Raw genomic sequence first — 12,849 nt, forward strand, 5'->3', positions numbered from 1 at the left:
AATATGCGTTGTGCCTAAACTCGCCCTGCGATCATACCAACGATCGCCCGGGATGACAGCCGGAAAGCCAAGGGAGCAAATAGCCACAGCCATAGTTCACACCCCAAAGGAGCGTGCAATGAGCCACCATCCCTACACCCTTGACCGCTGGGCCACGCCGGATGATCCGGAGAGCGTATCGATCCGGTTTGCCGATCTTCGGAAGATTGAACGGGCTTGCCAGGGAATCTGGGCCATCGCCCGGATTGTGGGGAACAGCGCGACGGAACCCGAGAGTAGCGGGGCAGCGCCGCTGGAGCCTTGGGTTAGCGCCAACCTGCTGGGTGGGGTCGAGAGCTTGTGCGATCACATCATGGATCTTGTGGACACGGCGCTTGATGGAACGGGGTTGGCGCTTGGGAGCGTGATGCCCGCAGGCTCAGTGCATTGATGGGCATGGCGGCGGCGAGCCGGGATGATGCTGATGCCAACCCACCGCAACGGTGAACAATCCCGGGGATAGGAGGTCAACCGTCGCGCCACCCGTCGCCTCGATAACGACGTCCTGAACACGACGGCCGGAAGTCGTCTGGATTCAATCCCCAGAGCTTCGACGCAACCGATCCGTCGACTGCTTGTTCAGCCGCTTCGCCTCGGCTTCCGCGTAGTCTTCCTCGCCCTGTTCGTATTTCCCGTCATACATGCAGCTACTGCGAACCAAGCCGCACTCGCCGATGATTGAAGAACAGCCCGAGCTCAACGCAGCGAGAAATAGCACGATACCGTAACGGCCTAGGTTTTGAATCGACATGGAGCTCCTTGGTTGTCGGGGTAGTGTACGGGATGGGGATGACCTACGAGCGCGAATCAGCGGGTTCACGGTCCACCCAGCCACGTAACTCCAGCATTCGAGTCGAATTTCTAGTGCGCTCAAATTTGGCATGCTTCATGCTTGAGCTGATGCTCAGGAGGTGGATACTAGTTCCACGCTCCCACAAAGAGCGCTCAGATTGACTGGTGCAAACGTCCAACGACATAGCTGCGGCAATGGCAGCAGCCTCCATTTATCGCATCTATGCTGGGAAGTCTGGTAGACGATCATTCTTGGACCTATGAACGGCATACTGCGCCGGATGATTCGCAGTTCAGCAACTTGAGGCTTGCTGATCGTCAAAATGGAGAGGCCAAGCAGCAATATTTGAGTGATTGCTCGGGTAGGAATAATTCGAACAAGCTTGCGACCTACGGCAACAGCAGCATGAAAATTGGACGGACTCCAGTTTTAACGAAGGAATTGAGGGCCCTTCGAACCCCATAATTAGCCTCGTCGCACCGGCTGTTGATGAGCCACACCGGCTGTGCACAGCCCTCGATATCTCTCAAGAATCACCCTCCCTTCTTGGGCTTACATTTCTTTTTGGCGATCAAAAATGGGTCCACATCAATAGTGGCTAATTGCACCTTATAGTCCAGAGCGATCAGCGTCTTGAGAGCATTTCTTAACGTGACTTTGGAAAAAAATGGAAGATCTCTTGGCAACGTTTTGGTCGTTGCAATAGCAAATACTATATTAAAATCATTAGCCTTTGGTTTCAATTGAGGATCCGCAAGCCTCATGCTATCGGGAAGTTTTTCATTTAATTTTTCTCTGAATTCTACGTCTCTCACAAACGCTTCCGCAGCGACGAACCCCTGGGCGAAAAGATGGCTGAGCGTACCAGAACTGCGATAGTACTTGACATGGATTAGATCAGTTCCATCTCGAATTAAGTCACAAAATTCAATTTTGTCATATCTCCCTCCTAATTTTGTATTTTTCTTATCCATTAAGGCAAAGCACGGATCATTTCTTGCAAGCATTTCATTGTACTCATCCTCACGATCACACCCATAAACCGGAAAGCTGAATGGATACACATCGACCTTTGAAATGTAATCATCGATCAATGCAACAAAACTAGGCTCCGCCTGGAACCAAACACCATTGCGCAACATGTAGCGTTCCGCACCGAGGACCAGCTCAGCATACAAACACCGATAGGCAGACCACGAACGAGTTGACTCATAGTTGGAGTTATTTATATGAACGGTCAACCCTTTAAGCACATCTACGCTCAGAACTCGTGAGGTTCTTTGAAGGTAGTCTATTAAATCTTCCATCTTCAAAACTACGCTTCTAGGCGTATTTGCATACATATCAAATGAATAACCTATCTGATCCTCCCAATCAACCACTTCAGGCTCACCTAGCCAAAAATATGTTGAAGTCGGCGCAGCTAGTTCGTCATTTAAACATGCATCTAGGACTGATATGATTTCAGGATCCTTGACTTTTCTAATATTATCGACCCATTCAAACTCCGACGGGAGCGGTGAGTTATAACGCCTCAATGCTTCATCTAGAATAGGGGGGATTCCTCCGAGATCAGTGCTCACGGCTATCGTTAGCGCATCCCGACCCGTAACGTGAGAGCCGAACAAAGGAACTCGCGAAGCTCCAGTGATGGCATAGAGCATTTCCAATTCGGAATCCATCTGCAATTCGAATATATCAACCTCAGTAGTGCTCTGCGTGCGGGAATTCAGGGGGTTGGCATCATAACTAGCCTTATCGACACTACGTAACTTATCAGCATCTACGGAGGCGAGGGTAACGCGCAATCCAAAATCGCGCTCCACCCCGTCTAATTTCAGTAGGTGATAGCCAGACCCAAAAGACAATAAGAACAACCGCCCCATTCGTTCAAATATCGCCACCGCCCCTACGTTCCGCGTACCCCCAAAATCCTCCGGAATCATTTCTGAATTATTCGTAAAAAGCTTTGTCCAACTAGGCGGCAGTCTTTGAATATCTTTTTTGACGTATACCTCAACCGTTTCGCCAGCTACCAATAGAAGCGCAGGAGGCTGCGAATCCTCCATCTTTATGAGGTCCGCACGTGCGACCATGCGGTCTTTCGCTAAATATATTGACAGCTTTTCCTTTTTTACCTTCGCCATACTCATTCCCGCCTTTTCAGAAACGACCATTGCGACAAATAAAAACAGCAGCATCTAGACGCAAGGACAACTATTCATGTCGAACATCTTTCACCTAGCACCTCATCTCCAAACACCCTGAAACTTTGGGGAGTTCAGGCTGTCTTTTCCCACGTTCTCCGAACCAGACCAGCTAACCGTGAATAGATCTCCGTATTTGAACCGATAGCCGCCATATCTGTTGTAATCAAAAACGATTTAGGCTTTCGCGTAAAAGATATAGTGGCATCATCAAGCAATTTCTGCGCCTCATCCGCCAAATGGGGAGCAATTCTAAATCCCAGCAAAGACTTATTGCCACTCCGCTTGTGCAGCCAGAAGTAGTTATTTCTACCAACGCTAATTGACACGTAATTTTTTACGTAGCTAATCTTCGGCTCTGGCAATGCGGAGCCCACGACTTCCATCAAAAAGTCAGCCGTCTCAGCCGTCCATTTCGCCTTTTTATTCCAAAAATCGCGATTAACCTCGACCTCTTGTTCCTCCGTTCCGTCATCAACCTCTTCAAAAGTATCAAGAACCTTTGTAAAGTGAAGCGCTTTCTTTCCTCCTACATCAATGAGCGCAACTTGGATTGCTATGATCGGTATCGAATGACTTAAAATGTGAACCACGTTGAAAAAGCGCCTTGTAATGTTCTCAGCAACCAATACAGCATAATGCTGGCGCTGAGGCCAACGACGCTTTTCGTTATCCCAGTACTCGATGGTACGAATTATGTGAGTCTCATCTGTATCACCCAACATTACTTCGACTTCATACATCGAATCGTCCTGGGGATCCTTCAACAAGATATCCAACCTGCCGCCGGAATTCTGACGCCGTTCTTTACTCAACGCGTCTAAGTCTCCGAGGCCCAATGTTGCGGGATTGCCCCATATTTGATCCTGGAGCCAGTATTCGTCATAGCCCGCTTCACGAATCGACATCGGTTGTGCAAACGAAATATCTTCAAGCACGATCTATCTCTTAAGGAAAATTTCAACGAGAGGAGCCTCGAGGCAACGCCGCCTCACAGTTTTATAACATTTGGAAACTACAGTTGTCTTTAGTCACCCTGTTCGCTGGCCCCAGTCCGCAAGTTGAAGCATTATTCGCCACATCCCAACCCTGCCTTCTCTGGATGCCCTTTGCCTAACATCGCGTCAATCCGCCGCCAAATCCGCTCCCTAACTATGTCTCGTGCGTTCGCCGACATCGACGCTTACTACGCTGACCTGGAACAGCAAGATTGGGCCGCCACCGACACCCAGGACTCACCCTATTCCGAAGCCGTCCTCTCCGGCACCCTCTTCGACTACAGCACCGTCCCCTACCCGCAAGCCGCCGACTTCCTCCAGGCCTGGATCGCCGCCTGCCCGGACTCCTACCACGCCCACTTGGTCCTAGGTAACTTCTGCTTCGGCCGCGCCGCGGATATCCGCGGCTTTGGCTGGGCAGACAGCGTGACGCAGGATCGCTGGATCGGCGCCGCCCTGGCCTGCGAAACCTCCGCCGCCGCGCTGTTGAAAGCCATGACGCTTTCGCCGCGTCCCGTTGCGGCCTGCGTGACCCTGATGCAAATGGCCGCGCATTTCAAAGAGCCGTATTGGCTGCGCCAGCTGTTCGAAGGCAATCCTCCGGAAACCATTACCCACGACGATGTCGAGGAACCCGGCCTGATGGACGCCGCGCTGGCGCATCTGGCGGAATACGGCGTGCCGCGCCTGCAACCGGATCAGGCGCCGCAGTCCCTGCCCGCATGGCTCGCGCCGCGCGCCGAGCATGAAATGGACCAGGGCAAGGATTATTGGCTGCTGCGTGCACTGGAATTGCGCCCCGGCCACATGGAAACGCTGACCGCGTATGCACAGTATCTGCAACCGCGTTGGGGCGGCAGTTACGAGGATATCGACGGCCTGGCCAGCGGCCCGCTGTGCGAGACGCTGACGGAACCGCAGCGCAACGCGATCCGCTGGATCGGCCTGTGGGACGAGCTGAGCGATTTTCCGGAATCGGAAGAAATGCCGGCGGTGGAAACTCATCGCCAGGCTTTCGAGTCGTTCCTGCAGCGCGATTTGCGGCCGGAAGAACGCGGCGAGGCGCTGGGCCGGTTCGCGCATTTCACCAGTTATTCGCTGGACGACCACGCGGGCGCCCGTCAATTGCACGCGCAAAGCGTGGCGGCGTTCCCGGGGAATATGTATTTCGCCAACGTGGACGGGCCGTTCCGCAGTTTTGCGCACGTGACGCTGATCCACCATTTGCCGGACGACGATGGCGCCTTCAAGCGCGCGCTGGAACGCATGTGCCATTGGAACCAGTTGGCGACGCCGCAGGCGTTGGTGGCGGTGGCGCATCAGTTCGGGCTGTGGGGCTTTGAACAGGATCCGGCCAAGGCGCAGCAATTGCTCGATCGCGCGACGGAACTCGGGCGGGATCAGGCGGACGACAGTTTCAACGTGCTGGCAGCGGCGGCAATGCTGTGGGACGGCGGCGCGCACGAGGAAGGTTATTTCCTGACGCGCCAGCTGGCGGACCGGCGCCTGCCCGACGCGGCCAGCAGCATGTACGACATTCACCGCGGCTTCCGCGACAACACGCCGGACCATTATCTGGATGAGGCGGTGCGCGACGAATGGCTGCAACGCGCGGTGGACGATGGTTCGCCGCTGGCCAAGTACAACATGGCGCATCGGCACCTGTTCGACGGCAAGATGGATTTCTCACGCCGCGAGAATGTCGAGACGGTATTGCGACTGTTGCAGGAGTCGCGCGAAGAACCGCGCGCCGACGCCCTGGCACGGTTGCGCATCGGGGTGCTGCTGCGCGACCACGGCACCGACGCGGAAAAACAGAGCGGCGTGCGCGAGTATCTGCGGCCGCTGGTCGACGAAGACGACGACTGGCGCGCCGCCCGCGCCAGCGCCGAGATCGGGCTGGCCTATGCGCGCGGCCATGGCGCCAAGAAGAACCGTTTTGCCGCCATCGAATGGGTCGGGCACGCCAGCAAGCTGCAACCGGACGACGAGGGTATCGACGATATCCATGGCGAGGTCATGAACTCGCATAGCCTGGTCAAGACCATTGGCACGGTGTTCGGGGCCTATCTGGGACGGGGCGGCGTGACGGCGGAAGACCTGCCGCCCAAGCCGGCTGAATAAACCGTCTGGCGTGAAAACGGAGGTGCCTTTCACGGCGCCGCCAAAACAGAACGGCAATCCGGCTCGCCCGGCATTGCCGTTCTGCTTTATTGTTCTACCCTTCGACCATGCCTGTCCCGCTGTCGCCATGCTCGCACTGCCGACAGACGTAATGACTCCGGAGCCCGTATGTCGCCAGTTTTGTTTTCAACGCCCCAACCCGGCCGCGACAAGCGATGGCTGTTGATGCACAGCCGGCAGGCCGCGCAGGCGCATGGCTCGGATCAAATCCTGTTCTACGACGCGCCGCCCGACGCGGCCACGCTGGCGGCGATCGAATACGTCCATCTATGGGCGCCGCCCCTGGATCCGGTGCAGGAATTGCCGGCATTGATTGCCCAGCTGCCGTCTCTGACGCATCTGTCCATCGGACCCGGCAATATCCAGGCCTCGGCCGTCAAGAATCTTCGCGCCGAGATGCTGCCGGCCAGCCTGCGGCATCTGTCGATTTTTGATTGCCCGGGGTCATATACCTGGTCGGTGGGAGTGATGCCGCAATTGGAATCGCTGGAGGTGAACGTTCCGATGCGATTCAAGGCGGAGGATTTTCCGGCGCTGAAGTCGCTGTCGATGTTGCCGGACAAGGCGGGAAAACTGCTCGATCAGGTCTTGCGACTGCCGCTGCAGGAATTGAATCTGTTCAACGTGCCGTTCGATGAGTCGCTGTTTAACCGCATCGCAGCGTTGCCCCTGGTATCGCTGGGGCTGATGGCGGGGCGCTCCTTGAAAACGCTGGCGGGGATTGAACAGCTTTCCGGACTACGGTCGCTGCGGCTCAAGAATCAAGGCCTGTTGGAAACCATTGGCCCGATTGCCGCCCTGCCGGCGTTGGAACAACTGAATATCCAATATTGCAAGCGGATCACCGATATCAATACCCTGGAGGCGCTGCCCGGCCTGCAAGACCTGACCCTGGTGGGCTGCGGCAATATCGGCCTGGGTGTACTGGAAGCCAAGCTGAAAACCAAACTACGGCATTCCAACATCGCGGCAACGACATAGCTGCATGAGCGCACGCCCCTGCGTCATGGATTCAATAGCCGAGGATGCGGGCCGTCCACCGACGCGCCCGCCCCAGCCATCAATCCGCCCGCCTCACCACTGATACCCCACCTTCAAACTGACCACCCTCCCCGCCCCCGCGAAGCAGCCGTTATCCAGGTCATAGCATCCCCCGCTATACCGCTTGTCCGTCAAGTTCGACACATTCAACTGCACCTTCGTCCCCTTCAAGCTGGGCACCTGCCGCCCCAGGTCGTAATGCAGTTGCGCATCCACCAAGGTGTATCCCGGCACGCGGAAATCCTGCAGCGTCTTGTATCCGCCCCAGCTTCCGCCGTTATGCCGCACTCCAAGCGCCGCGCCCAGGCCGGACGGCGCATCCCACGCCAGCCAGACGCCGCCAAAGCGCGTCGGCACGCGCGACGGCGTCCTGCCCAATTCGTTGGCATTGCCCTTGGTGTATTCGACGTTCTGCCAGGTATACGCCGCGATCACGCTCCACTGCGGCGACAGCCGCGCATGCGCTTCCAGCTCCAGCCCGCGCGAGCGGACTTCGCCCGACTGCACGGATAGGCGCGGGTTGGCGGGGTCGGCGCTCAGCACGTTGGTCTGGGTCAGGTGGTAGATCGCCGCGGAGAACAGGGCGTCCCAGTTCTCCGGCTGGTACTTGAGGCCGGTCTCGAACAACTCACCCCGGGTCGGCTTGAACGGCTCGCCGCTGGCGGACAGGCTGTTCACGGGCTCGAAGGACTGCGCGTAAGTCGCATACGGCGCCAGGCCATTGCCGAAGCGATACAGCGTGCCGACGCGCACGGTGGTGGCCTGGTCCTTCTGCGTGAAGCCGCTGTGCCATAGCCTGTCGGTAGCGTCGATGGTCGACCAGTCCTGGCGCACGCCGATGGTGGTGTGCCAGTTGCCCAGCGCGATCTGGTCCTGCACGTAAAGGCCGGTCAGCGTCGAACGCATGCCCTTGTCCATGACCGTGGGCGGGACGGGCTGCGGCGCGCCGTAGGCGGGGTTGTAGAGATCCAGCTTGGTGCCGTTGTAGGTCGTGCGGTAGTCGCCATCACCGCGCATCTGCTCCCACACCAGGCCGGCCAGCAGTTCGTGGCGCGCGGCGCCGGTGGCGAAGCGCCCTTTCAGCTGGTTGTCCAGGGTGAAGCTGTTGTAGCGCTCGGTGGAACCCAGCACCTGGCGGTCGATGGTGCGCAGGTCCGGCTGCAAGGCGGCCAGGACCACGGCGTCATAGTCGCTGTCGACGCGGGTGTAGCGGCCGTTCAGGCTCATCGACCAGTCGTCCGCCAGCCGCTGGTCGAACTGGTAGCCGACGGCGCGGATGGTGCGCGCGAATTTGTCGTAGCCCGGCTCGCCCACGTTGAAGCGGGGCGGGAGCTGGCCGTGGGGGTTAGGCAGTACGCTGCCGATGCCCGGCACCGACGAGATCATGCCCTGGCCGGGATCGTCCTGGTAGCGCGCGTACAGCGTGAAACGGGTGGCGGCGCTGGGTTGCCAGGTGAGCGAGGGCGCGACCGCGCGGCGGCGCAGCCAAGTGCCGTCGAGCTGGCCGTCGCTGTTCATGGCGGTGCCGACGACCCGGAACAGCAGCGTGCCGCGTTCGTCGGCCTTGCCGCCCAGGTCGAACGAACCGCGACGGTAACGGCTGGTGCCGCCTTCCAGTTCGATCAGGCGCACGGCGTCTTCGCGCGGCAGCTTGCTGGTCAGCGCAATGACGCCGCCGGGCGTGGAGGTGCCGTACAGCACCGAGGCGGGACCGCGCAGCACTTCCATGCGTTCGAGCAGGAAAGGATCGACCTGCTGGCCGCCGAAGACGATGCCGCGGCTCAGGCGCATGCCGTCCAGGAAGGTGTCGACGGGGCCGTTGTCCGTGGTGAAGCCGCGGATGCTCATGTCGTCATAGGCGGTGACGGCGCCCCAGGATTCGGTGGCGACGCCGGGCGCGTAGCGGAAGGCCTCGTTGACCGAGCGCACGTTGCGCGCGTCCATCTGCTCGCGGGTGACCACCGAGAGGGACTGCGGCGTCTCGATCAGGGGCGTGTCGGTGCGCGTGGCGGAACTGGAGCGGCGCGCCACCACGCCGTCGTCCTGCGGGATGCCGACGACCTCGACGGACGGCAAGGTGGGCGCGTCCCCCGCCTTGGCCGCTTCGGCCGCCAGCACCGCGCCGGGCTGGGCCCAGGCCAACAGCAGCAAATGAAATCCGACAGTAAGAACCCGGGGCGATGCGCATCTGGCGCGGGATTGGAAGATCATGAGCGTGGTCCGTTTGTTTGATGGCATGCATCCCGAGACCCGGCGCGTGTCGCCGGCGCGATGTATGGACATTGCTTTGAAGCCGCTCCATTTAATATTGCGTCTCATTCCTTTAACTACCCGGATCGGGTCGCAGCCCCCGAAACGGTTCCCCGGCACCGCTTTATGAAGACCCACCCCGACATGCCGCGCCACGCCGCCCCTTCCGCCCTGCCCGACTTGCCCACGTCCTCGATGTTCGACACGGACTTCCTGGCGCACTTCCTGCCGGGACAACGGCACCGGTTGGTCTACGTGCAAGTGGCGGAAGGCATCGAGCTGTGCCACTGGCAAAGCGCGTTCGAGCAGCCGTTCACCGTGCACACGCGTGACGACGGCGGCCGCGTATTACTGTCGTATCAACTGCGCGGCGATACCGATTGCTGGCTGGAAGGCAGCGTCGCCGGACAGGGCGAGGCCGTCAGGGAAACGTCCGGCTGCGTGTACTACACGCCGGATCGTCGCGGACGCTTTGTCCAACAGGGGGTGTGCGAGAGTCTGACCGTTGCACTGCGGCCGGACGTGCTGCGCATGTGGATCGAGGACGAAGAGGACGCGCCGCTGCGGCGCTCACTGGACTCCGGCAGCTGCTTTCGCACCGGCTACCGCGGCGAAAAGCTGCATCAAGCCGCGCTGGCCATCAGCCGCGAGTTGAAGCACCTGCGCACGCCCGCCTGCGACACGCCCGGCGCGCGGCTGATCCGCGAAGCGCAGGCCATGATGCTCACCGGCCTGTTTCTCGAAACCGGCCACGCGGACCTGCGCCGCGCCAATACCGCCACGCCGCAACGGCAACGCCTGATGGCGGCGCGCGACTATCTGCTGGCCGACCTCGCCCACCCGCCCACGCTGGCGCAGATGGCCGCGGAGACGGGCTTGAGCGCCATGCGCATCAAGCGCGGGTTCCGCGAGTTGTTCGGCCACAGCGTCTATGGCCTGTTCCAGCAGACGCGGATGCGCGAGGCGCAGCAGCGGCTGCGGGCGGGCAAGGTGACGGTGATGGAGGTGGCGTTCGACCTGGGGTATTCGAATCCCAGCCACTTCGCGGCGGCGTTCCGGAAGGAGTTTGGCGTGGGGCCGGGGGAATTCAAACGCGGGGCGGCGGGCGCATGACGCGCCAGCATCGCCTCGCAATGCCGACTCCGTCCCGCTACCACTGATACGCCAAGGTCAGATTCACCTGTCGTCCCAGCCCCGGGAAGCAACCCGTGCCCAGGTCATAGCAGCCCGCCACATGACGCTTGTTGGTCAGGTTGGCAACGTTGAGTTGCAGCCTCGCGCCCTTCATGGACGGCGATTGCCGCCCGAAGTCGTAGTGCAGTTGCGCATCGAGCAGCGTGAATGACGGCGTGCGGAATTCCTCCACTTGCATGCCGCCGGCGGTACCTCCGTGGTAGCGCGCTCCCAGCGCCGCGCCCAGGCCCGACGGCGCATCCCACGCCAGCCAGACGCCGCCGAATTGCGCCGGCACGCGCACGGGCCGCTTGCCGACGATATCCGCACTGCCCTTGGTGTATTCGACCTGCTGCCAAGTGTAGGCGGCGATCACGCTCCATTGCGCGGCGAGGCGAGCACGCGCTTCCAGTTCCAGGCCGCGAGAACGCATCTCGCCTTCCTGGATACGCTGCCATGGATTGGCGGGGTCGGGGATGAGCACATTGGCCTGCGTCAGGTTGTAGAGGGCGGCGGTGAACAGCGCGTCCCAGTCCAGTGGCTGGTATTTGAGGCCCGCCTCGAACAGTTCACCCCGGCTGGGCTGGAACGACTGGGCGTAGGTGGCATAGGGCGCCAGGCCGTTCTCGAAACGATAGAGCGTGCCGATCCGGCCGGTGGTGGCGCGATCATGCTGCGTAAAGTCGTTGCGCCAACGAAAGTCCACGGTGTCGATGGTGGAGCGGTCATGCCGCAGGCCGAGCATGGTGTGCCAACCGCCGAACGACAACTGGTCTTGCAGGTAGAAGCCCATCTGCGTCGAGCGCACGCGATTGTCCATGCCCACGGGCAAGGCGGCGGGGATGGGCATCCCGTACACCGGTTCGAAGATGTCCAGCGACGGGATGTCCAGCGACGGGGGCTTGCCCTTTCTGAAGTCGCCACGACCCCGCAGTTGTTCCCAGCTTATGCCGGCCAGCAGTTCGTGTTGCAAGACACCGGTGGCGAAGCGTCCGCGCACCTGGTTATCGAGCGCGAGGGTGTTATAGCGTTCGTCCGACGCGTTGGCGTAGCGATCGATGGTGCGCAGGTCCGGCCGCAAGCCTGTCATGCGCACGGCGGCGTACTGCACGTCGATATCGGCGTAGCGGCCGTTCAGCGACAGCGACCAGTCATCGGCCAGACGCTGGTCGAATTGATAACCCGCCGCGCGCTGGGTGCGGGAGAAGCGATCATACGAAGGCTCGCCCGTGTTGAAGCGCATTGGCAGCCGACCGTGCGGGTTGGGTAGCATCGTGCCCTGCGCGGGCAGCGAGCCGATCATGCCGGACTGGGGGTCCCCCTGATAACGCGCGTACAACGTAAAGCGAGTGGCCGCGCTCGGTTGCCAGGTCAACGACGGCGCGACCGCGCGGCGACGAACCGGCGCGCCGTCCATGTGGCCGTCGCTGTTCATGGCCGTGCCGACGACGCGAAACAGCAGCGTGCCGCTCGCATCGGCCGCGCCGCCCAGGTCGAAGGAAGCGCGCCGGTTGCCATACGATCCCCCCTCCAGCTCGACCCGCCGGATGGACTGCTCGCGCGGCAACTTGCTGGTCAGGACCACCACCCCGCCGGGATTGGCCCTGCCATACAACACCGATGCCGGACCGCGCAGCACCTCCATGCGTTCGAGCAGAAAAGCGTCGATCTGCTGCGACCCGAAGACCAGGCCCTCGCCCATGCGCAAGCCGTCCAGAAAAGTGTCGACCATATCGTTGGTCGACGTGAAACCACGGATGGTGAGTTCGTCATACGCGCCGACGCCGCCCCAGGCTTCCGTGGCGATGCCGGGCGCGTAGCGGAAGGCTTCATTGACGGAATGGACGTCTTGCGCGTCCATTTGCGCCCGCGTGACGACGGAGATGGACTGCGGCGTCTCGACCAACGGCACGCTGGCGCGCATCGCCGCGCTCGCGCGCTGGGGCACGAGGCCTTCGTCCTGCGGCAGACCGTCGACCTCGATGGCGGGCAACGTGGCGGCCTTATCCGCATTGACCGACTGCGCGGCGCCCGGTTGGGCCCAAGCCAGCATCAGTAAATGAAATCCGACTGTCAGAAGCCGGGGCGATGCGCATCGGGAACGGAAATGGAAGATCATGGGCTCAATCCGGTGGGTTGAAGGAAATGCCTCGCCGCGCCATCC

General features: G+C 60.2%; 9 protein-coding genes. 4 read left to right on the plus strand and 5 right to left on the minus strand.

What is annotated here, in order from left to right; genetic code table 11:
- The first annotated feature begins 118 nt into the window (after window positions 1–118).
- Window positions 119–430 carry a hypothetical protein gene (locus AOZ53_RS04550; protein ID WP_054486995.1) on the plus strand — a complete coding sequence of 104 codons (312 nt, stop codon included), beginning with the start codon at window positions 119–121 and terminating at the stop codon, window positions 428–430.
- A 144-nt stretch (window positions 431–574) separates the two neighbouring features.
- Here the strand turns inward: AOZ53_RS04550 and AOZ53_RS04555 are convergent, their stop codons facing one another.
- From AOZ53_RS04555 to AOZ53_RS34070, 3 genes are all read right to left on the minus strand, one after another.
- The gene (locus AOZ53_RS04555) at window positions 575–790 is read right to left on the minus strand and encodes a hypothetical protein (RefSeq protein WP_006395668.1); all 216 of its coding nucleotides are present in this window, start codon (window positions 788–790) and stop codon (window positions 575–577) included.
- Window positions 791–1,365: 575 nt separating this feature from the next.
- A complete protein-coding gene (locus AOZ53_RS33245; RefSeq protein ID WP_231690558.1) occupies window positions 1,366–3,033 on the minus strand; it encodes a TIGR04141 family sporadically distributed protein in 1,668 nt (555 codons plus the stop codon).
- An 80-nt stretch (window positions 3,034–3,113) separates the two neighbouring features.
- Window positions 3,114–3,977, minus strand: coding sequence for a hypothetical protein (locus AOZ53_RS34070; protein WP_156333247.1), 864 nt, complete (start codon window positions 3,975–3,977; stop codon window positions 3,114–3,116).
- A gap of 123 nt (window positions 3,978–4,100) precedes the next feature.
- Between AOZ53_RS34070 and AOZ53_RS04560 the strand changes: the two genes are divergently transcribed.
- Together AOZ53_RS04560 and AOZ53_RS04565 are read left to right on the plus strand one after the other, a co-directional pair.
- Window positions 4,101–6,161, plus strand: coding sequence for a DUF4034 domain-containing protein (locus tag AOZ53_RS04560; RefSeq protein WP_231690559.1), 2,061 nt, complete (start codon window positions 4,101–4,103; stop codon window positions 6,159–6,161).
- 168 nt (window positions 6,162–6,329) lie between these two features.
- Entirely contained in the window at window positions 6,330–7,202 is an 873-nt protein-coding gene (locus AOZ53_RS04565) for a leucine-rich repeat domain-containing protein (RefSeq protein WP_054486999.1), read from the plus strand.
- A gap of 93 nt (window positions 7,203–7,295) precedes the next feature.
- On the opposite strand, the gene AOZ53_RS04570 is transcribed toward AOZ53_RS04565, so the two are convergent.
- Window positions 7,296–9,413 (minus strand): TonB-dependent siderophore receptor, encoded by a 2,118-nt coding sequence (locus tag AOZ53_RS04570; RefSeq protein ID WP_054487001.1) that lies wholly within the window; start codon window positions 9,411–9,413, stop codon window positions 7,296–7,298.
- Window positions 9,414–9,638: 225 nt separating this feature from the next.
- On the opposite strand from AOZ53_RS04570, the gene AOZ53_RS04575 reads away from it, so the two are divergent.
- Complete coding sequence (locus tag AOZ53_RS04575; RefSeq protein ID WP_054487003.1) at window positions 9,639–10,625, plus strand: helix-turn-helix transcriptional regulator; 987 nt, start codon at window positions 9,639–9,641, stop codon at window positions 10,623–10,625.
- Window positions 10,626–10,662: 37 nt separating this feature from the next.
- On the opposite strand, the gene AOZ53_RS04580 is transcribed toward AOZ53_RS04575, so the two are convergent.
- Window positions 10,663–12,804, minus strand: a complete 2,142-nt coding sequence (locus AOZ53_RS04580; RefSeq protein ID WP_082385505.1) for a TonB-dependent siderophore receptor — start codon at window positions 12,802–12,804, stop codon at window positions 10,663–10,665.
- Window positions 12,805–12,849 lie beyond the last annotated feature (45 nt).

This window comes from Achromobacter sp. 2789STDY5608621, from assembly GCF_001299375.1.
Taxonomy (GTDB): Bacteria; Pseudomonadota; Gammaproteobacteria; order Burkholderiales; family Burkholderiaceae_B; genus Achromobacter; species Achromobacter insuavis.